This window comes from Tenacibaculum sp. nBUS_03 (assembly GCF_051201695.1).
In the GTDB taxonomy this organism is placed as follows: Bacteria; Bacteroidota; Bacteroidia; order Flavobacteriales; family Flavobacteriaceae; genus Polaribacter.
In genome coordinates this window covers 807,165-832,079 of the sequence record NZ_CP179214.1, presented here as the reverse complement: position 1 = coordinate 832,079, position 24,915 = coordinate 807,165, and the positions used below count along the sequence as shown (strand labels likewise).

The window sequence follows — 24,915 nt, the reverse complement described above, 5'->3', positions numbered from 1 at the left end:
TAGATAAAATAAAAGCCTCATAGATTTTTAAACCTATGAGGCTTTTTGTGTATATTTCACTTTTAGATTGAAAAGAATGAGAACAGCTACAATTAAAATATTAAAGGATGAGTTAGAGCATAAGAGTTCTAAAGAATTATTAGAATTGTGTTTAAAGCTAGCAAGGTTTAAAAAAGAAAATAAAGAACTTTTAACTTATTTGATGTTTGAGGCTAATAATGAAGAGCAATATAGAGAAAGTGTAAAAAAGGAAATCGATATTTTATTTAATGAGGTGAACACAAAAAGTTATTTTTACATAAGAAAAAGTGTTCGAAAGATACTTACATCAACCAAAAAGTATATTCGTTACTCTAAAAATAAAGAAACAGAAATAGAATTATTATTGTACTTCTGTTTGAAACTAAAAAAAATTAAGCCATCAATAAAAAAAAGTCCTCGTATACAAAATGTACTTATAACGCAAGTTAGGTTAATAAGAAAGGGTATTGAAAAAGTTCATGAGGATTTACAATTTGATTATAATGAAAAACTTTTAGAACTGGATTTATGATTTAAAATTTAAGTTTGTAGGAAGCTCGAATATTTCTAAATCAAAATATTGTATTGATGCTAGCAAATGATCAAAAATATCTGCAATAATATATTCGTAATTTTTCCACTTTTTATCAGCGCTAAACGCATATATTTCTAGAGGTAATCCGTTGGTAGTAGGAGCTAACTGTCTAACCATAATCGTCATGTCCTTGTTAATAGCCGGATGCATTTCAATATAGGTTTGTGCGTATTTTCTAAAAACACCAATATTAGTTAAGTTACGACCGTTTAAAAGTAATTCCTTATTGATGTTTTGTTCATTATTATAGCTGTTAATTTTTTCTTGGCGCATCGTTAAATAAGCTTCAATTAATTGTATCGATTTTAATTTGTCTATATCTTCATTTGATAAGTGCTTAATGCTTTCCATTTTAATATTTAAAGCTCTTTTAATTCTTCTTCCTTGAGAGTTTACCATTCCTCTCCAGTTTTTGAAAGAATCTGAAATTAAAGCATAAGTTGGAATTGTGGTAATTGTTTTATCAAAGTTTTGAACTTTTACTGTAGCTAACGAAATCTCTATAACATCACCATCTGCACCAAACTTCTCAAAAGTTATCCAATCTCCAATACGAACCATGTCGTTTACAGATACTTGAATGCTGGCAACAAAACCTAAAATGGTGTCTTTGAAAATTAAGATTATAATTGCAGAAGCAGCACCAAGAGCTGTGAAAAAAGCTAAAATAGATTGATTGGTTATGATAGCAAAAGATAAAATTAAAGCACTAAACCAAGCAAATATCATAAATACTTGAATGTAGCTATCAATTGGTTTGTCTTTAAATCTAGGTAGTGTTTTTAAAAAATCTTTTACAGAATTTAAAATACTTCTAACAATTTTAATAGCTAAAATAATGCTGATTATTTGAAAAGATTTTGTGATTAAGTTTTTTAAGTATTCAAAGTCATAGAAAAGAATAGGAATTAATTCAAAAAATAATAAAACAGGAACAAGATGCGCAATATTTGTAGGAAGCTTATTTGCTAATAATATGTCGTCAAAATTAGTTTTAGAGGTTTTAGAGATTCTAACGGAGATACTTTGAAATACTTTTCTAGTGATAATATCAATAGCATAAATAACTATTAAAAATAATATTAATAAAATGAATAGATTTAAATACTTAGAGGTATTGATTGATAAACCAAGCTCTTGTAAATAATTATAAAGAAAATGCTTATTAAAATTCATGAGAATACTATAGGTAAGTTGCAAAGTTATAACTTATAATAGTACTAGCATCGTTTAACAAAAGATATTGTGTATTTATATGAATTAAAATTTTCTTAAAATTATGCAATTAAAAATAGAATTGCATTTTTTTTGTAACTTACACACAACGAAACAAAAACTACTCAAAAAAATGCCAACTTATACTCTCAAAATCAATAAAGAATTGGTTACTGTTACTGCTGATTCTGATACCCCCATACTTTGGATATTACGTGACGAATTAAATTTGGTTGGAACCAAATTTGGTTGTGGAATAGCTCAATGTGGGGCTTGCACCATTCACATAGATGGTAAGGCTATGAGAAGCTGTCAACTTCAAGTTTCAGCTATTGATAAAGAAGAAATAACTACTATTGAAGGTCTTTCAAAAGACGGAATTCATCCTTTACAGGATGCATGGAAAGCGGTAGATGTTCCTCAGTGTGGTTATTGCCAAGCAGGCCAAATAATGACTGCAGCTTCTTTTTTAAAAGAAAATCCAACACCAAGTACCCAAGAAATTCGTGAAGCAATGCATGGAAACTTATGTCGATGTGCTTCATATAATAGAATAGAAAAAGCAATTGCTGTTGCAGTAGAAAAAATGTCATAAATAACTACCAAAATGAATTCAAAACAAAATAAACTAACATTTAGTAGAAGGAATTTTTTAAGAACATCTGCTTTGGCAAGTGGAGGTATTATGATTGGTTTTAATTTATTTACTGCATGTAAACCAAACGCAATACCTTCTGTTGATATTGATAATCTAAATTTTAATGATTTTAATGCATTTATAAAAATATCAGATAATGGTTATGTTACAATCTATTCACCAAACCCAGAAATAGGTCAAGGAGTTAAAACATCTATGCCAATGATTATAGCTGAAGAGTTAGATGTTGAGTGGGATAAAGTACTTGTAGTACAAGCAAAGTATAATAAAAAAGACTACACTCGTCAAGTGGCAGGTGGAAGCCAATCTATACGTTTTGGTTGGGATGCATTGCGGCAAACTGGAGCTACAACAAAGCAAATGTTAATAAATGCAGCAGCTGTAAAATGGGGAGTTGAGCCTAGTAGTTGTATAGCTTCTAAAGGAATTATAACGAATAAAAAAGGAGAAACTATAGGGTATGGAGAAGTTGTTAAAGAAGCTGCTTTATTAGAGGTTCCAGAAAAAGTAGTATTAAAAAAGCCTTCTGAATATTCTATTATAGGGACTGATGCTGTGAATGTTGATGTGGATAAGATTACAACAGGGAAACCACTTTTTGGATTAGATTATAAAGCTGATAATATGTTGTATGCATCCGTTTTACGTCCTCCTGCTTTTGGTCAAACATTAGAAAGTTTTGATGATGATGATGCGAAAAAAGTAACAGGAGTAGTTGAGGTTTTAAAATTTGGTGATAAAGTTGCAGTTTTAGGCAAAAATACTTGGGCAGCAATGAAAGGTAAAAAAGCGATTAATGCTGTTTGGAATGATGCAGGAGAGTTAGAAAGTACGGAAGACCATGATACGATTTTGAATGAAATTCTTGATAATGAAAAGTTAGATGTTCGTAGAGAAGATGGAAATGTTAAAAAAGCTTTTGCAGAGGCTGACAGAATATTAGAAAGAACTTATCACTCGCCTTTCCTTCCTCATAATTGTTTAGAACCAATGAATTTTTATGCAGATGTAACTGATGAAAAAGTACATTTAGTAGGGCCTATTCAAACTCCACAATGGACGGTAGGAAGAGTTGCTAATTTGCTAGATAGAAAAGAAGAGGACATTGAATTAGAAATGACAAGGATGGGGGGTGGATTTGGCCGTCGTTTGTATGGGGATTTTGCTTTAGAGGCTGCTGAAGTTTCTAGCTTGGCTAAAAAACCTGTAAAGGTCATTTTTTCTAGAGAAGATGATATGACCGATGGTATTTATCGACCAGCAATAAAATACAGAATTTCTGCATCTTTGAAGAAGGGTAAAATTACTGGCTATCATTTAAAAGAAGCAGCAATAAACAGTAATATGTATGGGTTGATTCCTCACTTTTTTCCAGCAGGATGTATTTCAAATTACAAAGTGTCTAGTGGTAATTATAAAAGTAATATTACTACAGGCGCCTGGAGAGCTCCTTATACTAACTTTTTAGCATTTGCTGAGCAAAGTTTTTTCGATGAATTGGCTCAAGAAATGGGTAAAGATCCAGTTCAGTTAAGAATAGAATTACTACAAAACGTAAAAAATAATAAAGATGAGAAAATAGAGTATTCTGGAGAAAGAATGGAGAATACGATAAAGTTGGCAGCTGAAAAAGGAGGTTGGGGAAAATCTAAAGAAGGTGTTTTTCAAGGTTTTTCAGCCTATTATAGCCATAATACTCATGTAGCTGAATTAGCTGAAGTAGAGTTAAAAAACGGTTTACCAATGGTTACCAAGGTAGTTGCCGCAGTAGATTGTGGTATTGTTGTAAACCCAACAGGAGCTATTAATCAAATCCAAGGAGGAGTTATAGATGGAATTGGTCATGCTATGTATGGAGATTTAACTTTTGATAATGGAAAGCCATCAAGTAAAAATTTCGATACATATCGTTTAATAAGAATGAATGAATCTCCAAAAGTAGAAGTACATTTTGTTAAAAATGAATTATCTCCTACTGGTTTAGGAGAGCCAGGTTTGCCTCCAGCAGGAGGCGCTGTCTCAAATGCAATATTTAGAGCACTGAATATGAGGTTGTATAAGCAACCATTTATAAATGAAGTAGAAGAAAAAAGAAAAGTTCTAGGATAGAATTTATAAAAAAGAAGCTGATTTAGCTTCTTTTTTTTGTCGGGTAAAAAAGAAATTGAAAAGGTTTTTAAATGACATCAAGTTTAATTATTAAATTGATAATTATTTAATAAAAAAATGATAAAGCAGTTTTTTATTACACTTATTTTGATAATTTGTTAAATTGATGATTTTTTATAAGTAAAATAGTGTTTTTACTTATAAAAATGTAAATTAAAAGCTAAATTTGGGAAACTATTTATAGAGTACGCTAACAAAACACATTAACAAACATAAATCATAATGAAAATTCAAAAAGTACTAGTAGCTAACAGGGGAGAAATAGCTATTAGAGTATTTAGAGCCTGCGTTGAGGTAGGAATAAAAACTGTTGGTATTTATACCTATGAAGACAGGTATTCTTTACATCGTTACAAAGCTGACGAATGCTATCAAATTGGTGAAGATAATGAACCCCTAAAGCCTTATTTAGACATTGATGCCATTATAAAAGTAGCTGTAGAAAATAATGTAGATGCTATTCACCCTGGATATGGTTTTCTATCTGAAAATGCTGAGTTTGCTCAAAAATGTGAAGACAATGGTATTATTTTTATTGGGCCTAAAGTATCTGTATTAAAAGCTTTAGGAGATAAAATTACAGCAAAAGAAGTAGCAGTAGCTAATAATGTACCTATCATTCAAAGCAGTAAAGAAGATCTAAATTCAATAGATGTAGCTTTATCTGAAGCAAAAAAAATAGGATATCCTATTATGTTGAAAGCAGCTTCTGGAGGTGGAGGTAGAGGAATGCGTGTGATTAGAAATGATGAAGAGCTAAAAAAATCTTTTCCTGAAGCGCGAAGAGAATCATTAAATGCTTTTGGAGATGATACTGTTTTTTTAGAAAAATATGTAGAAAATCCAAAACATATAGAAATTCAAATAGTTGCAGATACTTATGGAAATATCGTACACTTATATGAAAGAGATTGCTCTGTTCAAAGACGTTACCAAAAAGTAATAGAATTTGCTCCCTCATATGGATTGACTGACAAAATAAAAAATGATTTATATACTTATGCAATTGATATTTGCAAAGCAGTAAACTATAATAACATAGGTACTGTTGAGTTTTTGGTAGATGATGATGGTAGTGTATATTTCATAGAGGTAAATCCGCGTATTCAGGTAGAACACACAGTTACTGAAATGGTCACGAATATCGATTTAGTAAAAACACAATTGTTTATAGCTGGAGGATATAAATTAGCAGACAAACAAATAAAAATACCAAGTCAAGAGTCTATTGTAATTACAGGGTATGCATTACAAAGTAGGGTTACAACGGAAGATCCTGCCAATGATTTTAAACCAGATTATGGAACAGTATCAACATATCGAAGTGCATCAGGTTTTGGAATTAGGTTAGATGCTGGAAGTATATACCAAGGAGTTAAAATATCGCCTTTTTTTGATTCTATGTTGGTGAAAGTTTCTGCAAGAAGTAGAACATTAGATGGTGCTTGTAGGAAAATGTTAAGAGCTTTAGTTGAGTTTAGAGTAAGAGGGGTTAAAACAAATATAGCTTTTCTTGAAAACATATTGAATCATGAAACATTCAGAAAAGGAGAAGTAACGGTTAACTTTATAAAAAACGAACCTAAATTATTTGAATTTAAAGAACCTAAAAATCGAGCTAATAAGCTTATTAATTTTTTAGGAGAAGTAATTGTAAATGGGAACCCAGACGTTAAAAAAATAAATAAAAATCATCAGTTTACTGTACCAAAGGTACCTAAGTTTCCAAAAACTGCTAATTATGCTAAAGGAACAAAAGATCTATTAACAGAGCTAGGACCTGAAAAATTCGCCCAATGGTTGAAAAATGAAAAGAAAATTCATTTTACAGACACAACGATGCGTGATGCTCACCAAAGTCTGTTAGCTACTCGAATGAGAACGACAGATATGTTAAAAGTTGCAGAAGGATATGCTAAAAATCATCCAGAAATATTTAGTATGGAAGTTTGGGGAGGTGCAACTTTTGATGTTTGTTTACGATTTTTACAAGAAAATCCATGGGAACGATTGGCGTTATTGCGAAAAGCGATGCCAAATGTTTTATTACAAATGCTAATTAGAGGATCTAATGGAGTTGGATATACTGCCTATCCAGATAATTTAATTGAAAAATTTGTTGAAAAATCATGGGAAACCGGAGTAGATGTTTTTAGGATTTTTGATTCGTTAAATTGGATGAAGTCTATTGAACCATGCATTAAACATGTAAGAAATAGAACTAAAGGGTTAGCAGAAGCATCTATTTGTTATACTGGAGATATTTTGAATCCAAATAAAACCAAGTACAACTTAAAATATTATTTACAATTAGCAAAAGATATAGAAAATGCTGGAGCACATATTTTGGGTGTAAAAGATATGGCTGGCTTACTAAAGCCACAAGCAGCTTTTGAATTGATAAGTGCATTAAAGTCAGAAATTAATATTCCTATCCATTTGCATACACATGATACGTCTTCTGTTCAATCTGCTACCTATTTAAAAGCCATTGAGGCTGGGGTAGATGTTGTTGATGTAGCCTTAGGTGGATTATCTGGATTAACGTCGCAACCTAATTTTAATTCAATGGTTGAAATGTTGCGATTCAATGAAAGAGAAAACCTTATAAATACTTCGAAATTATCGGAATATTCTAATTATTGGGAAGCAGTTAGAGGGTATTATTATCCCTTTGAATCTGGTTTAAAAGCAGGAACTGGTGAGGTTTATGAACATGAAATTCCAGGAGGGCAATATTCAAATTTAAAAGGGCAAGCTATTGCTTTAGGTTTAGAAGATAAGTTTACAGAAGTAACAAAGATGTATGGAGAGGTAAACACAATGTTTGGAGATATTGTAAAAGTAACACCAAGTTCAAAAGTGGTAGGTGATATGGCTCAATATATGATTAGTAATGATTTAACAGTTGAAGACGTAATGGAAAGAGGAGATACTATTTCTTTTCCACAATCTGTAATTAGTTTCTTTAAAGGAGATTTAGGACAGCCAGTTGGTGGTTTCCCAGAGAAATTACAAAAAATCATTCTGAAAAATGAAGAGTCATATACAGACAGGCCTAACGCTCATCTAGCACCGATTGATTTTGAAAAAGAATTTAAAGAATTTAAAAGACAATTTGGTAAAGGAATGGGAAGAGCATTAGAGATTACAGACTTCTTATCTTTCAAATTATATCCAAAAGTGTTTACTGATGCCTATAACAACCATTTGAAGTTTGGTAACGTTATGAATATTCCAACCAAAAACTTTTTATTTGGAATGGAGGTAGGTGAAGAAATTATGGTTGATATCGATCCTGGAAAGAAGGTGTTAATATCATTAATGCAAAAAAGTGAGCCTGATGAAAATGGTTTTATAAATGTTTTCTTTAAGATTAACGGACAAATGAGAAATGTATCTATTAAAGATAACTCTGTTAAAGTTGATAAAATAGAAAATGTTAAAGCTGATGCAGAGGACGAAAAGCAAATAGGAGCTCCTCTTCAAGGCTTATTATCAACAGTATTAGTTAAAAATGGAGAAGAAGTAAAGGAAAATCAACCATTATTTATTATTGAGGCCATGAAAATGGAAACAACAGTAACAGCTATTTCTTCGGGTATTATCGATAAAGTTCTTTTAGAATCAGGATCTTTAGTAGATACTAGTGATTTAGTAGTGAAATTGAAGTAAGAGATAAGCTAAGTTTTTTTGAAATACCCTTAAAAAAGTTTACTTTCGCAACATATAAAACAAAAAGTAAAAATGATTAAAGATTTATTTGAAAGAATAAAAGGAGATAAAGGAACCTTTAGGAAAATGGGCTGATATTGCAGAAGGATATTATGTGTTTCCTAAATTGGAAGGACCAATATCAAACCGAATGTCTTTCAATGGAAAAAAAGTAATTACTTGGAGTATTAACGATTATTTAGGGTTAGCAAATCATCCAGATGTTTTAAAAGTAGATGGTGATTCTGCAGCTATTGATGGGATGGCGTACCCTATGGGAGCACGAATGATGTCTGGGCACACAAAATATCATGAACAGTTAGAACAAGAATGTGCTGAATTTGTAGGAAAAGAGTCCTCTTATTTAGTGAATTTTGGTTATCAAGGTATGGTTTCAGCTATTGATGCTTTGGTATCGAAAGATGATATTATTGTTTATGATATGGATACTCATGCATGTATTATAGATGGAGTTCGTTTACATTCAGGAAAACGTTTTGTATACAGGCATAATGATATCGAAAGTTGCGAAAAGAATTTAATGAGAGCAACCAAAATGGCAGAAAAAACTGGAGGAGGAATTTTATTAGTTTCTGAAGGTGTATTTGGAATGCGAGGAGAACAAGGGCGTTTAGCTGAAATAGTAGCCTTAAAAGAAAAATATAATTTTCGTTTATTAGTCGATGACGCTCACGGTTTTGGAACCTTAGGAGAAGGAGGAAGAGGTACAGGTTTTGAACAAGGTGTGCAAGATGGTATTGATGTTTATTTTGCAACATTTGCAAAATCTATGGCTGGTATTGGTGCATTTTTTGCTGGAGATAAAGATGTTATTCAATACTTACAGTATAATATGCGATCTCAAATGTTTGCTAAGTCATTGCCTATGCCAATGGTAAAAGGAGCATTAAAACGTTTAGATATGATTCGTACAATGCCTGAGTTGAAAGAAAACTTATGGAAAATAACGAATGCATTACAATCCGGGCTTCGTTCTGCTGGTTTCGATATAGGAACTACTCAAACATGTATTACACCTGTTTATTTAAAAGGAGAGATTCCTGAGGCAATGGCAATGGTTCAAGATTTACGTGAAAATCATGGAGTTTTTTGTTCAATAGTTGTGTATCCAGTAATACCAAAAGGATTGATTATTTTAAGATTAATACCAACAGCTCGACACACAATAGAGGATGTAGAAGAAACGATCGTAGCTTTTTCAGCTATTAGAGAAAAGCTTGAAAATGGTACATATAAAAAAGTAGCTGAAGCGATAATGGCTGAGTAGTAGTATAAAATAGATAATTAATAAAAAAAGTGTTCTGAAGTTACTTCAGAACACTTTTTTTTGTTCTATTATTATAGCTATATCTCTTATTGATTAAATTTAAAATCTAAGACAGGAAGTTAATAATTAACTCAAATCATAGTTTATAATTTTTACTTTTAAGCTCAAATTTATAAGTATATTTGTTTTTTAATTATGCAAAAAAAAATAAACATACAAAATAAGAAAGCTCGTTTTGAATACGAGATTATTGATAAATACACCGCAGGAATCCAACTAACAGGAACGGAAATAAAATCAATACGTTTAAGTAAAGCAAGAATTACTGAAAGCTTTTGTGAGTTCAATGATAAGGGAGAACTTTTCGTTATCAATATGTATATTGAAGAGTATGCTTTTGGGAACCAGTTTAATCATAACCCTAAAAGTGAAAGACGTTTGTTGTTAAATAAAAGAGAATTAAAAAAATTAGCAAGAGAAGTTGAAGCAAAGGGAAATACAATCGTTCCTTTAAAATTATTTATCAATGATAGTGGATGGGCTAAATTAGATATAGCTTTAGCAAAGGGTAAGAAAACACATGATAAACGTCAAACGATGAAAGATCGTGATAGTAAAAGAGATTTAGATAGAATAAAAAAGAGTTTCAATTAATGAGTAAAACTTTTTTTAAAATTATAAAATGGAAAAACCTATTATATATAGCTTTTATTCAATTTTTATTTAAAATATTTTTTTTACATGGGTATGGTTTTGATACCAAACTTTCTTTTTTTGATTTATTTTTATTACAAGTATCCACTTTCAATATATTAGCTGCAGGTTTTTTAATAAATTATTATGCTAGAAAAAAAGGTGTTAAACATCTAAAATATCCTGTTAAAAAGGCAAAAAATGTAGCAATATTTTTTGCAATGACAAGTGTTACCTTAGGTTTTGTATTGTCTTTTAACATAAATAAGCCGTACTACGGTTTTATAGGTGTTTTTAATATGATTCTAATAACCTTTTATTCTTTGTACATATTAAAAAAAACAATTTTTACAAATATTATTAATTCATTCATTAAAGCTTACAGCGTACTTTTGGTTTGGTGGTGTGATGTACCAGTAAATTTAACAACAGACCAATGGGAATTGTTTTTTAAATTTCAATTGATCACAATATTTTATATATCATTATCATTTATTGGAAATATTGCAAGAGATAGCATAGTAGATATTATTAATATTAACCATGATTATACATACAACCATCAAACTGTACCAATAGTCTTAGGAAGAAGAAGAACTAAAACAATGGTAATAGTTATTTCAATTTTATCAAGTATCATTGTATTGATATTTGCAATTTGGATTATTGAAATTAAATTTATAAGAGCCACAATTTTATTATTAGGAACAGTACCTCAACTTCATTTTATTTATTATTTATTGAAAGCAAGAAGTAACAATGATTATAAGGCTTTGTTACAAAAAGCTAATATTGTTTATTTTTTGGCTGTTATGAGTATTCCTATCGTTGCTTACTATTTTAAATATGTTATCAAATAAATTAAAAAAATATAAAATTATTTTAGCTTCTGGTTCACCTAGGAGGCACGAACTATTAAAAGATTTAGATGTTGATTTTACAGTTAAGCTTAAAGAGGTAGATGAAATATATCCAAATGATTTAAAATCATATGAGATTACTGATTTTTTAGCTGAGCTAAAGTCTAAAGTTTTTAAAGAATCAATTCAAGAAAATGAGTTGATAATTACATCAGATACTATTGTTTGGATTGATGGTATTGCTCTTGGGAAACCTAAAAACTATCAGGATGCCTTTGATATGCTTAGTAAGTTATCAAATAACGCCCATGAAGTCATTACATCTGTTTGTATTTTTAATAAAAATTTTAAGAAAATCATTAACGACTCAGTAAAAGTATCTTTTAAAAAATTGACTAGAGAAGAGATTGATTATTATATTTCTACATATAAACCATATGATAAAGCTGGCGCTTATGGTATTCAAGAATGGATTGGTAAAATTGGAATTACTAAAATAGAAGGAAGCTATTTTACTGTTATGGGATTCCCTGTTCATAAACTTTATAAAGAATTAATGAAATTATAACTTAATTATTTTTTAAAAGATTATTTTTGAGCCGTATTTACAACACATACTAATGAAAAAATATACTTACACTGAAAAAAAAGATACCCGTTCAGGATTTGGCGATGGGTTAACTGAATTAGGAAAAACAAATCCTAATGTTGTAGCTCTATGTGCAGATTTGACTGGATCGTTAAAAATGAATGATTTTGAGAAAAATCATCCAGAACGTTTTTATCAAGTAGGAATTGCTGAAGCAAACATGATGGGAATTGCAGCAGGGCTTACTATTGGAGGTAAAATACCTTTTACCGGAACTTTTGCTAATTTTTCAACAGGTCGTGTGTACGACCAAATTCGTCAATCTATAGCGTATTCTGATAAAAATGTAAAAGTATGTGCATCACATGCAGGTCTTACACTTGGAGAGGATGGAGCTACACATCAAATCTTGGAAGATATTGGATTGATGAAGATGTTACCAGGCATGACAGTAATTAATACTTGTGATTATAGCCAAACAAAAGCAGCTACTTTAGCTATTGCAGAACATGAAGGACCTGTGTATTTACGTTTTGGAAGACCAAAAGTACCTGTTTTTATGACAGATGAGCCATTTGTTATCGGGAAAGCAATTAAACTTACTGAAGGAACTGATGTAACTATAGTAGCAACGGGGCATTTAGTATGGGAAGCATTACAAGCAGCAGAACAACTTGAAGAAAAAGGAATATCTGCGGAAGTTATAAATATACATACTATTAAGCCTTTAGATGAAAAAGCTATTTTAGAGTCTGTAGCTAAAACAGGTTGTGTAGTTACTGCTGAAGAACATAATAAGTACGGAGGTTTAGGAGAAAGTGTTGCACGTTGTTTAGCAATTAATAATCCATGTCCTCAAGAATTTATTGCAGTTAATGATAGTTTTGGAGAATCAGCTACTCCAGATGAGTTAATGGCAAAGTATGGCTTAAATGATGTAGCTATTGTTGCAGCTGTTGAAAAAGCAATCAAAAGAAAATAAGATAAATAAAATTCGTTAAACAAATAAATTTAGATTATGAAAAAAATAGCAATATTAGTTTTGTTTTTGTTTGGAGTTATTCAAGTTTCTCAATCACAAATTCAGTTTGGTATCAAAGGGGGAATTAATTATAATTCTGATTCTTTTCAAGAAGTAAAAACAGATGTCTTAGATGGAGCTAAAAGTAAAACCGGATTTCATATTGGTGTTTTAACACGCATAAAAATTCCTGTGATTGGTTTGTATGTTCAGCCTGAGTTAGTATATACATCTTTAAAAAGTGAATTATCTGCCAAAAATTCAGATGAAAAAGCTAGTTATAATTTTCAAAAAATTGATATACCGGTATTATTAGGTAAAAAATTTTTAAAAGTAGCTCATGTATTTATAGGCACCTTCTTTTCAGTATATTGTTGATGGAGATTTTAGTTTAAAAAGTTTAAATGATGTAAAAACTGATGTAAGTGGTTTTACAGTTGGACTTCAATTGGGAGCGGGTGTTGAATTAGGTAAGATAGGATTGGATCTAAGATGGGAAAGGGCTTTTTCTGATACTGAATCGAAATTAATTAACAGTAATGGAGCTCCAAATGTTAATTTTGATACAAGAGTAAACCAAATAATAATTGGTTTATCATACAGGTTTTAAAGAGGGCAGAATTCTTTAGAACTTAAAAATATATAGTTTTGATTAAAAAGCTGAATAATTTTAAATTATTCAGCTTTTTAATTTAATTAAACGTTGTTTTATTCAATAACTATATTAAAAAGGAAAAGAGGAAAGGCCAACTTAAACAAGAAAACCTTTCCTCTCAACGCTATTTTATAATACGTTTATATAAGTAAGAAGAATGAAACCTAAAATTGTTACAGCTTAAATGTCAAATATTGATGATTTACTTTATATAAGTGTGTTTTTTTGACTGTTTTATAAGCTTAATACTTGTTTTTTTTAGAGTAGAGGGGTTTGATTTAAAAGGTGATATGTTTTGAGTTACTATGAGTTTATCGAAAAGGAAAAGAGGAAAGGCCAACTTCAACAAGAAAACCTTTCCTCTCAACGCTATTTTATAATACGTTTATATAAGTAAGAAGAATGAAACCTAAAATTGTTACAGCTTAAATGTCAAATATTGATGATTTACTTTATATAAGTGTGTTTTTTTTGACTGTTTTATAAGCTTAATACTTGTTTTTTTAGAGTAGAGGGGTTTGATTTAAAAGGTGATATGTTTTGAGTTACTATGAGTTTATCGAAAAGGAAAAGAGGAAAGGCCAACTTCAACAAGAAAACCTTTCCTCTCAACGCTATTTTATAATACGTTTATATAAGTAAGAAGAATGAAACCTAAAATTGTTACAGCTTAAATGTCAAATATTGATGATTTACTTTATATAAGTGTGTTTTTTTTGACTGTTTTATAAGCTTAATACTTGTTTTTTTAGAGTAGAGGGGTATGATTTAAAAGGTGATATGTTTTGAGTTACTATGAGTTTATCGAAAAGGAAAAGAGGAAAGGCCAACTTCAACAAGAAAACCTTTCCTCTCAACGCTATTTTATAATACGTTTATATAAGTAAGAAGAATGAAACCCAAAATTGTTACAGCTTAAATGTCAAATACTGATGATTTACTTTATATAAGTGTGTTTTTTTGATTGTTTTATAAGCTTAATACTTGTTTTTTTAGAGTAGAGGGGTATGATTTAAAAGGTTATATGTTTTGAGTTACTATGAGTTTATCGAAAAGGAAAAGAGAAAAGGCCAACTTCAACAAGAAAACCTTTCCTCTCAACGCTATTTTGTAATACGTTTATACAAGTAAGAAGAATGAAACCTAAAATTGTTACAGCTTGAAATGTTAAATTAAGTTAATTGTGTTAATTTTTAAATTATGAGTGTAGTACTCCCTTTACGTAGGTCCAGCATTCGGTGTCTTTATAGAATAGAGAATTTTCATGGATAATTTCTACCTTTCCATTTTCCATAAAAAAAGCTTTAAATTCAACGTTTCCAATAGTATCCATAGAAGTACCTTTATAAGTATTTAGAACTTCAAGTTTAATCCATTGTACAGATTTAGCCCATTGTAAAATCTCTTTTTTTTCTCTTTTGTTTGGTCTAGTGCTATTATGATGACTTTTTTGTAAATAATCTATATCTCCTAAAACAAAAGCACTATACCTTGAGCGCATCAAGTTTTCTGCTGTTATTGCTAAGTTAATATTTTGATGTGCTTTTTTACAGCAATTTTTATATTCTATTGTTGGATTACACGGACATTGCATGATGTTAATTTAATTTAAAAGTTCATTTTCATTTTTTGCTCTTTAAAAGAGTGTTTTATAGAGCTATTAAATAAGAAACTTGCTACTAACTCATCTTTCGAATATTTTTCACAAAAATACTTTTTCTTTATTTTATGTTGAGCTATTAAAATTTATTTTAGTGGTATATTAATCTATTGTCTTTTAAAGGCATCATTAATAAGACTTGTTTTAATAAACGTTTATCATTTTTATTTCAAATAGGTTTATTTAATTTTTCAGATATGGTTGTATTGTGGTTACTAGAAAATTCATCTTTTTAGTATATAATAGAAGAATTGTTATATTTCAGGTTATAAACTACAATTTTTATATTACCAGTATTAGTGTTGTTAGCTAAAATTTTCTTTATATAGATGCTTATAGAACTTGTTCTACCTATTCTAACATAACTAGTATTCCGTTTCTATAGTTATTAAGGATAATTACTATTTTGTTTTACCCTTATAGTTTAAAAAGTATATGAGTATGTTGTTTATTTGTAAAATAAACTTAAAAGTAAAGTACATTCATAATTTTATTACTTAAAATTTAATACAAGTAGAAATATAAACGGTGCCAAGAATCCTTACTTAAAAGAATATGATTTTTTAAAGTATATAATATACCAAATTACGTTAAGAAATTAAGTAGAGTTTTAGTAGCTTTTAACTAACATATTATTAGTTATAAATACGGAATTCCTAACGTAATTTGGTTGTATAATTTAAAACATATAGACATTTTCAAAAGTTTTGTACAAACCTGTGGGGACTTAATAAATGTATATTTTGATATCTATTGGTTAATTTTAAATTGAATTAAATATCCAATTCACCAGCTTTAATCATTTTATAGATAGTACTTTTACCAATTCCTAGTGCCTTTGATGTTTCTACAACATTGTTTCTATATTGAACTAGGTACTGCTTTATAATATCTAGAGTATGTTCTTTTAATGTTTTATTTATTTCAAATTTTCTTTTGACATTGGTCTTTTTTATAAAGTTTATGTGTCTAGTACATATTGTATTATCTTCACAAATAACACATGCTAATTCTATGATAGATTTTAATTCTCTTATATTACCTGGGTAATTATGACTTTTTAGTTTTTTTAACGCTTCGTTACTCAAAGTAATATGTTCAGTTCTATTTTTTAAGCAATATTTTTCTATAAAAAAATTAGCTAGTAAAAGTATATCTTCAATGCGGTTTTGTAAAGGAGGGAGTTCAATATTTAGCCCTATCAATCGATAATATAAATCTTCTCTAAAGTTTCCTTTTTCTACTTCCTCATATAAATTTTTATGGGTTGCAGTAATTACACGAATATCGAGTTCTATAATTGAATTGGAGCCAATTCTTGATATCTCTCTTTCCTCTAATGCTCTTAATAATTTTGATTGTGTTGACATTGGTACTTCAGCAATCTCATCAAGAAATAAGGTGCCTCCATTGGCAAGTTCAAATTTTCCAACTTTTTTGGATGCAGCTCCTGTAAAAGCACCTTTTTCATGGCCAAATAGTTCACTTTCAGTTAAATCTTTTGGTAATGAGCTAAGATTGATTGCAACAAAGTTGCTAGAGCATCTAGAGCTCTTGTCATGTATGTTTCTTGCCACTAATTCCTTTCCAGTTCCAGTCTCACCTGATATGGAAACATTGATAAGAGAAGTAGCAGCTTTATCTATCAAATTGAAAGTATCTTTGATAGCTTTACTTTTTCCTATTATTAAGTTTTTTTTACTATTGAAACTAACAGCTTCTAATTCTTTGTTTTTTGATTTTTGTTTTATGTTTAAAACGCTCTCCCAAAGTTGTTCTTTGGTGGTTTCGCCTTTTAATAATAATTCGACGACACCTAGTTCTATTAATTCATTTCTAGCTTCTAAATTATTTTTATTTCCTATTGCTATTATTGGTGTTTTTGGATACTCCTTATTTATTTTTTTTAAGGTTTCAATGTTTCTGCTATTAAATTCTGTTAATCCTAATACAAGCAAATCCAGTTTTATAGTTGAATTTTTTGAAAGGTCTCTAAATGAATTGTAAACGACTATATCAAAATCAGGGTTTAGGTTTAGGTGGTATTTTAATAAACGTCTAAACCATTTATCTTTTTCAATGATATAGATTTTAAATTGGGGGGATAAAATCATAATTGTAAATTAAATGTTTATTCCAAATTATGGAATATTTCCATTTTTAACAAATTAAATCGTTAAAATAGAGATATTCATCGATGAGTTGTTTTTAAGTGATATTTTAATGGTTTTTAAGTTGTAGTTTTTTCTCATGTTTTTATGGTTAAATATTTAAAAGGGAAAGCTTATTTTATTAAATTCTATCTGTAGTTATTAAAATAGAATTATATTAAATTGAAGACAAATCAATGAATATGATCGTATGTTTTATAATTTAAAGTAAATTATAATTTCGATTATTATTATCTAACACTTCAGTCCTATGTAACTCTTTGTTTTATCTTGTTAACTCTATAGTTTTTAAGTTAATAGATCAGTATAATCAAAACTTAAATAAGTTGATTCATTATACAAAAGTTACTTAGTATGAAATTTATTGTGCATTCTTAAGAAATAATAAATAGGCTAATTGAAAACTATTTATATAGTAGACAAATATTAACTAAAGGTTAGTCTTTAAACCTTTTTACACATTTATTCCAGTATATGGAATTATACATATCCTTTCTGTATAGTTAAGTGTTTGTTTATCAGGAAGTTATGTGTTTTGGCATCTGTTTTGTAAATATTTATGAAAATTTTAACATTAATTATATGAATATAGCAATTTTAGGATGTGGTTATGTAGGATTAGTCACTGGCTCTTGTTTTTCGGATATCGGTTTAAATGTTACCTGTATGGATATTAGTGATACTAAAATAGATAGTTTAAATAATGGTATTATACCTATATATGAACCAGGTTTAGAGGAATTAATGAATCGAAATGTAAAAAAGAAACGATTACATTTTACAAATATTCTTTCAAAAGCTTTAGAAGGTGCAAACATAATTTTTATTGCAGTGGGAACACCTGAAAATGAAGATGGAAGCGCTAATTTAAATTATGTTTTTAATGTAGCAAAAGAAATTGGAAATCAATTAAATCATTATGCTGTTATAGTGATAAAAAGTACCGTTCCTATAGGTGTTTCTGAGAAAGTAAGGGATATAATCCAATTAGAAATAAACAAAAGAGGGATACCTATACAGTTTGATATAGTTAGCAATCCTGAATTTCTTAAAGAGGGAGCTGCAATAAATGATTTTTTCAAACCTGATAGAATAGTTGTTGGTGCAAATAGTGAAAGAGCAATTAAAATAATGCAAAAATTATATAAACCTTTTACTTTAAATGGTCACCCCATTTTAATTATGGATAATAGATCTGCTGAAATGACTAAATACGCTGCCAACTCTATGCTTGCGACTAAGATTAGTTTTATGAATGATATAGCTAATTTATGTGAAATATTAAATGTTAATGTTGAAGATGTAAGGAAAGGTGTTGGTTCGGATTCAAGAATTGGACAAAAGTTTATTTATCCTGGAATAGGGTATGGAGGTTCATGCTTTCCTAAAGACGTAAAAGCTATTATAAAAATTGCTGAAGCTTCAAATTATGAGATGAATGTTTTAAAAGCTGTTCAAAAAGTAAATGAAAAGCAGAAAAAGATAATTTATGACAAATTATTAGAACATTTTGATAATAATATTAGTGATGTAGTTATTGGTGTTTGGGGGCTTAGTTTTAAACCACAAACGAATGATATGAGAGAAGCGCCGTCATTATCATTAATAAATGAACTTATAAAATCAAATATAAAAGTTAAAGCATACGACCCTATAGCTATAGAAAATGCAAAAGAACACTTTGGTGATAAAATTATTTACTGTGAAGATGAATATGAGGCTGCCAACGATGTAGATGCTTTGATAATTTTAACGGAATGGTCTGAGTTTAAGTATCCTAATTGGGAGATTATTAAAAAAATAATGAAAGGTAATACCATTTTTGATGGGAGGAACATTTTTCAACTTGATTTATTGAAAAAAGCTGGTTTTAACTACTACTCAGTTGGTCGTCCTCCAGTATTAATCTCAAAATCAAAGCAAGACGAAATAGTTAATTTAAAATCTTCAGATGCATTATGAAAAAAAGAGTTTTAGTTACAGGCGGTGCTGGTTTTATAGGTTCACACTTATGTGAGTATTTACTTTCCAAAGGTCATGAAGTTTTTTGTTTAGATAACTTTTTTACTGGATCGAAAGAGAACATTATTCATTTAAAGAGTGAGAAATATTTTGAAATAATTAGGCATGATATTATTAATCCTTTTCATATTGAAACTGATGAAATTTACAATTTGGCCTGCCCTGCATCTCCACAACATTATCAGTATAATCCAATAAAAACAATGAAAACATCAGTTATTGGATCTATTAATATGTTAGGTCTTGCTAAAAGAGTAAATGCAAAAATTTTACAAGCTTCAACTAGCGAAGTATATGGAGATCCAAAGATGCATCCACAAAGCGAAGAGTATTGGGGAAATGTAAATCCCATTGGAAAAAGATCCTGTTACGATGTAGGTAAACGTGCTTCAGAAACCTTATGTATGGATTATCACAGACAAAATAACGTACATATTAAAATAGTTAGAATTTTCAATACCTATGAACCAAGAATGATGCCTAATGATGGTAGGGTTGTTTCTAATTTTATTTTACAGGCGCTTCAGGATAAAGACATCACTGTTTTTGGAGATGGTAAGCAAACTAGAAGTTTTCAGTATGTAGATGATTTAATTATAGGTTTATATAAAATGATGAATACTTCTAATTCCATAATTGGGCCCATCAACATAGGAAATACAGAGGAGTTCACCATACTAGAATTAGCTGTAAAAATTATTGAACTTACTAATTCAAAGTCAAAAATAATTCATTTGCCTTTGCCTGAAGATGATCCATTGAGGCGCAAACCCAATATTGATTTAGCAAAAGAAACATTGAATTGGAAACCAATTACAAAATTAGAAGAAGGGCTTATCAAAACAATCAATTATTTTGATAAGTGTATAAAAAACAATAGAGATTATTCAACTCTGAATAAGTTTAATTAACGATTGTAATTATGAGAAAAAAAATTTTAGTTATCGATGATGAACTGACAACTTGTGTGTTACTGGAGAATTTTTTAAAGAATGATTATGATGTTGAAACTGCAAATTCAGCTAAAGAAGCTTTGGTTAAACTCAAAGAATTAATTCCTGATGTAATAATTAGTGACATTCAAATGCCTCATATGAATGGTTTTAAACTCTTAGAACAAATACGTTTGATTGGTTTTTTAAAGCATACGCCAGTGGTTATGTTGTCAGGAAATAAAGAAAGTTCTGAAAGAATTAAGTGTTATAGGTTAGGTGCTCAAGATTATGTATCAAAACCCTTTAACCCAGAAGAGTTAAGAGAAGTAATAAAGAAAAATTTATACCCAATAAATTATTGTAGGTCTTGGTAAAAAAGAATGATATGAAAGTTTTATATGTAGGTTTAAATAGTGAAAAATTTGTGAAGGCTACTGAAAAGTATCTCTTCTCTATTGAGAGTGCTGAAAATGGAATGGAAGCCTTGAGTATGATAAAGAAAAGACAATCTTATTCTATGATTATTAGCGAATATGATTTGTCAGGAAATAACGGTATTTATTTATACCAACTTTTACAAGAAGACATAAAAAGTAAAAATATTCCATTCATACTTATTTCTAAAGTATTTAATAATGACCAATATGAAACATGTTTTAAAACTAAAATAACCGATTATTTTGTTTGGAACGCATCTACTGTTGAAGATGTTTTAAAAAGAGTTAATTCAATATTATACACAAGTTTAGATTTAGAATCAGATATAAAAGAAATTGAATCTACGAAAAGTTTAGAGGTTTATAAATTGCCTTTATCCAAACGAATCTTCGATATTGTATTTTCATTATTTGTATTACTCTTGGTATTGCCTCTGTTAATTTTAGTAATTATTTGTATCAAGGTTGAATCAAGAGGTAATTTTTACTACGTCACTAAACGAGTAGGACGTAAGACTTTTAATTTTTACAAATTAAGATCAATGAGAACTGGTGCAGATTCTCTACTTAAAAAATTATCAATAAAAAATAATTTATATAAACCTAATACCACATCAAAAGTTGCAAAGGATGAATGCCCTAGATGTAAAGAAAGTAATGAAAATGAAACTTGTTCCACTGTTTTATATATCGACAACAAAAAGATATGTGAGTATTGGTATAATGTGCAGAAAATTAATTCATTAAATCATACATCTAAGTTTATAAAAATTCCAAATGATCCAAGAGTTACAAGTGTAGGTAAATTTATACGAAACACAAGTATTGATGAACTTCCTCAATTAATCAATGTTTTGAAAGGGGACATGTCTATAGTTGGGAATAGACCTCTTCCTTTATATGAGGCAGAATTATTAACTGATGATTATATGGCAAAACGCTTTTTAGCACCCGCAGGAATAACTGGGTTATGGCAGGTAGAGCTTAGAGGTAAAAAAGGTAAAATGTCAGAGGAAGAAAGAATGAAATTGGATAATATTTATTCCGATCATTTTACAAACAATAATTACTCTTTATGGTTTGATTTAAAAATTCTGTTAAGAACAATCCCTGCATTATTACAAAAAACATCGGTATAACAATGAAAGGAAAGAACAACATAATATTAATACTTATACTTTTATTACAAACCTTGGTTTGTAGTTCTCAAGGAACCACAAACACAATAAAAAGCAATAACAATTATAAAGTACTGCTTCCAAAAATTGAAATTCTTATTGATTCGGCTATTAATCACAACGCAATGATTAAGCATAGAGAAAAGGAAGTATTAGCAAAGAAAAATGATGGAAGAAGGTGGAAAAATTATTGGACACGAAATTTTGGAGTTAGAGGAGAAGGTGTGTATGGTACTTTTAATAAATTTTCCTCAAATGAAAGTGATATAACAAATCCGGTAAATTCATTAGCTACAGTTAATCAATATAATTACAACGTAGGAGTTTATTTTAGAATACCGGTTGAAGATATACTTAATCAGAAAAAAAGAGAGGGGAGAGCTAAAATAGAAATTGAACAAGCTGAAGATTTTTTAGAATATGAAAAGCAAATGATAAGAGAACGTGTTATTAGAGTGTATCATGAACTCATTTTACACCAAAATTCTTTAGAAATTTTAACAGTTAATCTAGAAGGTTCAGAAATTCAATCGAAGATGATTGAACTTGAATATCAAAATGGTGTTTTAGAGTTAAATGAATACGCTAGAATGAAAAATATAATTACAACTATTAAGATAGAATATGAGAAGGGGAAAAGTAGATTTTTTACCTCCAAGTTAATTCTTGAAAATATTATCGGTTTTAAATTAAATTAAATGTGTTTATATGAATATTATTAATTTCATAAGGCTTCTTCTTAAACATAAGGTATTATTAATAGTATTACCAATACTGACAAGCTTTATTACTCTTTTCTTGACTAAGAACCTTCCTCTAAAATATTCTTCTCATAGTATTATTTATACTGGAATAGGTTCAGACAGCTCGATAGAATTAGAAAAGTCTTTCAATTTATTCAAAACTAATATAGCTTTTGATAATTTGATAAATATTATAAAATCTAGAAAAACTCAAGAAGAAGTTGCTTTACGATTATTGAGTGAAAATATTGTTGACACAGAATTGAAAACAAAGACAAAACTTGAAGATGTTGAAGAAGAAATTTCTAAAGTAATTCCATATAACTTTTTGGAAGCAATGAAGTTAAGAATAAAGGATGGAAGAAAATTACAAACTCATATTGATACTTTAAAAAATAAGATATACAGTGAATTAAAAGGTATTCAAAGTAAAGACGAAATTAATTTTATTAATAAGCTTTTATCATCAGATTCTAAATTTTATTCAATTAAAGCAATTTCCAAAATAAGAGCATATAGAATTAATAGTAGTGATCTTGTTAAAATTAATTATGAATCATCACATCCCTATATATGTCAGAAAACATTAGATATACTATTTATATTATGTGAAAAAAAATATAAAGTAATTAAAGAATCGAATTCTAATGATATAGTTAAGTATTTCAACGATCAATTAAAAAGAAGTAAAGAGAAATTAAAATCGATAGAACAAGAACTTTTAAAATTTAATATTCAAAACAATATCATAAATTATTATGAGCAGAGTAAGGCTGTAGCCATAATGAAAGAAGATATGACACTTGATTTTTTTGATAAAAAAGGAGAGTTAAGAGGAGCTACTGCAAAAGTTACTCAGCTTGAAAGTAAATTAAAAACTGTTGACTTGATTAAAAAGAAGAGAAAAGACATTGAAAAGATGAAGTCTACTGTTGTTGATCTAAAAATAAAATTATCATTTCAAGAAGGAATAAAAGATAAACCTGGTGTTGATAATTTAAAAAAAGTATTAAAGGAGAAGAAAAGTGTTTTAAGCGAAAGTATAGTTGAGTTATTTAGATTAGAAAATACTATTGAAGGGGTTCCCATAAAAAAAGTATTAGATAAATGGTTAAATCAATCTATGGAACTCGAAAATAAAAAAGCGAAATATGATATTGTTGGAGCAAGGAATATAGACTATGATAAAAAGTTTAAAAAATATGCTCCTGCAGGTGCAAATCTAAAAAGAATTGATAGAGAATTTAATATTGCTGAGCAAGAGTACTTAGAGATTCTTCATGGGTTAAATCTTGCAAAGTTAAAGTTACAAGATTCAAAAATAGGATACTAAGCTAAAAGTCGTAGCACCTCCATTTTACCCAATTAAGGCAATGCCTTCAAGCAGAAAACTACTTGTTGTAGGAGCTTTTATTTTTGGAATTATAATTGTTATTGGAAGTATTCTTCTGATTGAGTTTTTTGATAATACACTAAAAAATATACAAACTACTTTAAAAGTTGTGAAATTACCTTTTATAGGTATTTTACCTAAAGTTTTTATCACTCATGGTAAAGTAGATATTAAACCTGTATATAAACGGTTATTTGAATTGATTTTTCGAGAAATAAACCAAAATATTAGAGTTTCAAAGAAACCGAAAACTAAAATAATATCAATAATAAGTACTAGAAAGCATGAAGGTAAAACCATAGTTTCTGGAAACCTTGCAAGACAACTCAAGAAAGAACAAAAATCAGTTGTAGTTTTTAATTATCGCAAAAATTATTTACAATTTAAATACAAGAAAAAGTATATCTTAAATAAAGTATTTGGTTATTCAGACCCTAGATCAGATTACAACAATCCTATTTTGGCAAACCCAAGTACGTATCTTGAAAATAATGAATACTTGACTTATGAGTCAAAAGAGGATGGTTTTGAAGTTGATAAGTATAAAGAATTTATAGATAAAACTATAAAAAAATCAGCCCCAGAATATGTAATTATTGAGCATCCTAATCTTATTAACTTTAATTATTCTATAGATCTTCTGTCAAGTTCAGATCTTATAATATTAGTATGTAGATCGAATAGAGTTTGGGGAAATGCCGATGAAAATGCAATATCATCCCTAAAAAATGATGAAAAAAATAAATTTTCTTTCCTAATTAATGGTTCAGAACTTAATGAAGTTGAGTACTTATTAGGAGAAATAAAAAAGAATCAATCATTATTTAGAAAAAGAATAAAAAATTTATTCCGACTTCAATTTAATTCGTCAAATAAAATTTAATGTAGTGTTATACAT

At 28.9% G+C, this 24,915-nt stretch carries 20 protein-coding genes and 1 pseudogene; 18 read left to right on the top strand and 3 right to left on the bottom strand.

Annotated elements, in window-relative coordinates; genetic code table 11:
- The first annotated feature begins 76 nt into the window (after nucleotides 1-76).
- Nucleotides 77-553, top strand: coding sequence for a hypothetical protein (locus ACMFBB_RS03785; protein ID WP_435263131.1), 477 nt, complete (start codon nucleotides 77-79; stop codon nucleotides 551-553).
- On the opposite strand, the gene ACMFBB_RS03780 is transcribed toward ACMFBB_RS03785, so the two are convergent.
- Entirely contained in the window at nucleotides 548-1,792 is a 1,245-nt protein-coding gene (locus ACMFBB_RS03780; protein ID WP_435263130.1) for a mechanosensitive ion channel family protein, read from the bottom strand. The genes ACMFBB_RS03785 and ACMFBB_RS03780 overlap by 6 nt on opposite strands.
- Nucleotides 1,793-1,964: 172 nt before the next feature.
- Between ACMFBB_RS03780 and ACMFBB_RS03775 the strand changes: the two genes are divergently transcribed.
- From ACMFBB_RS03775 to ACMFBB_RS03730, 10 genes and pseudogenes are all read left to right on the top strand, one after another.
- Nucleotides 1,965-2,426 (top strand): (2Fe-2S)-binding protein, encoded by a 462-nt coding sequence (locus ACMFBB_RS03775; RefSeq protein WP_435263129.1) that lies wholly within the window; start codon nucleotides 1,965-1,967, stop codon nucleotides 2,424-2,426.
- Nucleotides 2,427-2,438: 12 nt separating this feature from the next.
- On the top strand, nucleotides 2,439-4,598 hold the full coding sequence (locus ACMFBB_RS03770) for a molybdopterin cofactor-binding domain-containing protein (RefSeq protein ID WP_435263128.1): 2,160 nt from the start codon (nucleotides 2,439-2,441) through the stop codon (nucleotides 4,596-4,598).
- Between the two features lie 282 nt (nucleotides 4,599-4,880).
- On the top strand, nucleotides 4,881-8,333 hold the full coding sequence (locus tag ACMFBB_RS03765; RefSeq protein ID WP_435263127.1) for a pyruvate carboxylase: 3,453 nt from the start codon (nucleotides 4,881-4,883) through the stop codon (nucleotides 8,331-8,333).
- A 75-nt stretch (nucleotides 8,334-8,408) separates the two neighbouring features.
- Nucleotides 8,409-9,660 (top strand): annotated as a pseudogene (locus tag ACMFBB_RS03760) (aminotransferase class I/II-fold pyridoxal phosphate-dependent enzyme).
- Between the two features lie 195 nt (nucleotides 9,661-9,855).
- On the top strand, nucleotides 9,856-10,314 hold the full coding sequence (gene smpB / locus ACMFBB_RS03755) for an SsrA-binding protein SmpB (RefSeq protein ID WP_435263126.1): 459 nt from the start codon (nucleotides 9,856-9,858) through the stop codon (nucleotides 10,312-10,314).
- Complete coding sequence (locus ACMFBB_RS03750; protein ID WP_435263125.1) at nucleotides 10,314-11,213, top strand: UbiA family prenyltransferase; 900 nt, start codon at nucleotides 10,314-10,316, stop codon at nucleotides 11,211-11,213. The genes smpB and ACMFBB_RS03750 overlap by 1 nt, the downstream gene beginning before the upstream one ends.
- Entirely contained in the window at nucleotides 11,200-11,781 is a 582-nt protein-coding gene (locus ACMFBB_RS03745) for a Maf-like protein (RefSeq protein ID WP_435263124.1), read from the top strand. The genes ACMFBB_RS03750 and ACMFBB_RS03745 overlap by 14 nt, the downstream gene beginning before the upstream one ends.
- A 52-nt stretch (nucleotides 11,782-11,833) precedes the next feature.
- On the top strand, nucleotides 11,834-12,784 hold the full coding sequence (locus ACMFBB_RS03740) for a transketolase family protein (protein WP_435263123.1): 951 nt from the start codon (nucleotides 11,834-11,836) through the stop codon (nucleotides 12,782-12,784).
- A 36-nt stretch (nucleotides 12,785-12,820) separates the two neighbouring features.
- A complete protein-coding gene (locus tag ACMFBB_RS03735; protein WP_435263122.1) occupies nucleotides 12,821-13,201 on the top strand; it encodes an outer membrane beta-barrel protein in 381 nt (126 codons plus the stop codon).
- A 70-nt stretch (nucleotides 13,202-13,271) separates the two neighbouring features.
- Complete coding sequence (locus tag ACMFBB_RS03730) at nucleotides 13,272-13,433, top strand: hypothetical protein (protein ID WP_435263121.1); 162 nt, start codon at nucleotides 13,272-13,274, stop codon at nucleotides 13,431-13,433.
- Nucleotides 13,434-14,676: 1,243 nt separating this feature from the next.
- Here ACMFBB_RS03730 and ACMFBB_RS03725 read toward each other — a convergent pair.
- On the bottom strand, nucleotides 14,677-15,072 hold the full coding sequence (locus tag ACMFBB_RS03725) for a YchJ family protein (protein WP_435263120.1): 396 nt from the start codon (nucleotides 15,070-15,072) through the stop codon (nucleotides 14,677-14,679).
- Nucleotides 15,073-15,911: 839 nt separating this feature from the next.
- The gene (locus ACMFBB_RS03720) at nucleotides 15,912-17,252 is read right to left on the bottom strand and encodes a sigma-54-dependent transcriptional regulator (protein ID WP_435263119.1); all 1,341 of its coding nucleotides are present in this window, start codon (nucleotides 17,250-17,252) and stop codon (nucleotides 15,912-15,914) included.
- Nucleotides 17,253-17,891: 639 nt separating this feature from the next.
- On the opposite strand from ACMFBB_RS03720, the gene ACMFBB_RS03715 reads away from it, so the two are divergent.
- The 7 genes from ACMFBB_RS03715 to ACMFBB_RS03685 are packed head-to-tail and all read left to right on the top strand — an operon-like array spanning nucleotide 17,892 to nucleotide 24,900.
- Complete coding sequence (locus tag ACMFBB_RS03715; RefSeq protein WP_435263118.1) at nucleotides 17,892-19,271, top strand: UDP-glucose dehydrogenase family protein; 1,380 nt, start codon at nucleotides 17,892-17,894, stop codon at nucleotides 19,269-19,271.
- Nucleotides 19,268-20,242 carry a UDP-glucuronic acid decarboxylase family protein gene (locus tag ACMFBB_RS03710; protein WP_435263117.1) on the top strand — a complete coding sequence of 325 codons (975 nt, stop codon included), beginning with the start codon at nucleotides 19,268-19,270 and terminating at the stop codon, nucleotides 20,240-20,242. Before ACMFBB_RS03715 ends, ACMFBB_RS03710 begins: the two co-directional genes overlap by 4 nt.
- 11 nt (nucleotides 20,243-20,253) lie before the next feature.
- On the top strand, nucleotides 20,254-20,640 hold the full coding sequence (locus ACMFBB_RS03705) for a response regulator (protein ID WP_435263116.1): 387 nt from the start codon (nucleotides 20,254-20,256) through the stop codon (nucleotides 20,638-20,640).
- Between the two features lie 11 nt (nucleotides 20,641-20,651).
- Nucleotides 20,652-21,842 carry a sugar transferase gene (locus ACMFBB_RS03700; RefSeq protein WP_435263115.1) on the top strand — a complete coding sequence of 397 codons (1,191 nt, stop codon included), beginning with the start codon at nucleotides 20,652-20,654 and terminating at the stop codon, nucleotides 21,840-21,842.
- Nucleotides 21,843-21,844: 2 nt separating this feature from the next.
- A complete protein-coding gene (locus ACMFBB_RS03695; protein WP_435263114.1) occupies nucleotides 21,845-22,579 on the top strand; it encodes a TolC family protein in 735 nt (244 codons plus the stop codon).
- A 10-nt stretch (nucleotides 22,580-22,589) separates the two neighbouring features.
- Nucleotides 22,590-23,957: a hypothetical protein gene (locus ACMFBB_RS03690; protein WP_435263113.1), complete on the top strand. Its 1,368-nt coding sequence runs from the start codon at nucleotides 22,590-22,592 to the stop codon at nucleotides 23,955-23,957.
- A gap of 40 nt (nucleotides 23,958-23,997) precedes the next feature.
- Nucleotides 23,998-24,900 (top strand): hypothetical protein, encoded by a 903-nt coding sequence (locus ACMFBB_RS03685; RefSeq protein ID WP_435263112.1) that lies wholly within the window; start codon nucleotides 23,998-24,000, stop codon nucleotides 24,898-24,900.
- Nucleotides 24,901-24,915 lie beyond the last annotated feature (15 nt).

Coding starts and splice junctions, on each gene's coding strand:
- ACMFBB_RS03785 (WP_435263131.1), top strand. CDS start 77: ATGAGAACAGCTACAATTAAAATATTAAAGGATGAGTTAGAGCATAAG.
- ACMFBB_RS03780 (WP_435263130.1), bottom strand. CDS start 1,792: ATGAATTTTAATAAGCATTTTCTTTATAATTATTTACAAGAGCTTGGT.
- ACMFBB_RS03775 (WP_435263129.1), top strand. CDS start 1,965: ATGCCAACTTATACTCTCAAAATCAATAAAGAATTGGTTACTGTTACT.
- ACMFBB_RS03770 (WP_435263128.1), top strand. CDS start 2,439: ATGAATTCAAAACAAAATAAACTAACATTTAGTAGAAGGAATTTTTTA.
- ACMFBB_RS03765 (WP_435263127.1), top strand. CDS start 4,881: ATGAAAATTCAAAAAGTACTAGTAGCTAACAGGGGAGAAATAGCTATT.
- smpB (WP_435263126.1), top strand. CDS start 9,856: ATGCAAAAAAAAATAAACATACAAAATAAGAAAGCTCGTTTTGAATAC.
- ACMFBB_RS03750 (WP_435263125.1), top strand. CDS start 10,314: ATGAGTAAAACTTTTTTTAAAATTATAAAATGGAAAAACCTATTATAT.
- ACMFBB_RS03745 (WP_435263124.1), top strand. CDS start 11,200: ATGTTATCAAATAAATTAAAAAAATATAAAATTATTTTAGCTTCTGGT.
- ACMFBB_RS03740 (WP_435263123.1), top strand. CDS start 11,834: ATGAAAAAATATACTTACACTGAAAAAAAAGATACCCGTTCAGGATTT.
- ACMFBB_RS03735 (WP_435263122.1), top strand. CDS start 12,821: ATGAAAAAAATAGCAATATTAGTTTTGTTTTTGTTTGGAGTTATTCAA.
- ACMFBB_RS03725 (WP_435263120.1), bottom strand. CDS start 15,072: ATGCAATGTCCGTGTAATCCAACAATAGAATATAAAAATTGCTGTAAA.
- ACMFBB_RS03720 (WP_435263119.1), bottom strand. CDS start 17,252: ATGATTTTATCCCCCCAATTTAAAATCTATATCATTGAAAAAGATAAA.
- ACMFBB_RS03715 (WP_435263118.1), top strand. CDS start 17,892: ATGAATATAGCAATTTTAGGATGTGGTTATGTAGGATTAGTCACTGGC.
- ACMFBB_RS03710 (WP_435263117.1), top strand. CDS start 19,268: ATGAAAAAAAGAGTTTTAGTTACAGGCGGTGCTGGTTTTATAGGTTCA.
- ACMFBB_RS03705 (WP_435263116.1), top strand. CDS start 20,254: ATGAGAAAAAAAATTTTAGTTATCGATGATGAACTGACAACTTGTGTG.
- ACMFBB_RS03700 (WP_435263115.1), top strand. CDS start 20,652: ATGAAAGTTTTATATGTAGGTTTAAATAGTGAAAAATTTGTGAAGGCT.
- ACMFBB_RS03695 (WP_435263114.1), top strand. CDS start 21,845: ATGAAAGGAAAGAACAACATAATATTAATACTTATACTTTTATTACAA.
- ACMFBB_RS03690 (WP_435263113.1), top strand. CDS start 22,590: ATGAATATTATTAATTTCATAAGGCTTCTTCTTAAACATAAGGTATTA.
- ACMFBB_RS03685 (WP_435263112.1), top strand. CDS start 23,998: ATGCCTTCAAGCAGAAAACTACTTGTTGTAGGAGCTTTTATTTTTGGA.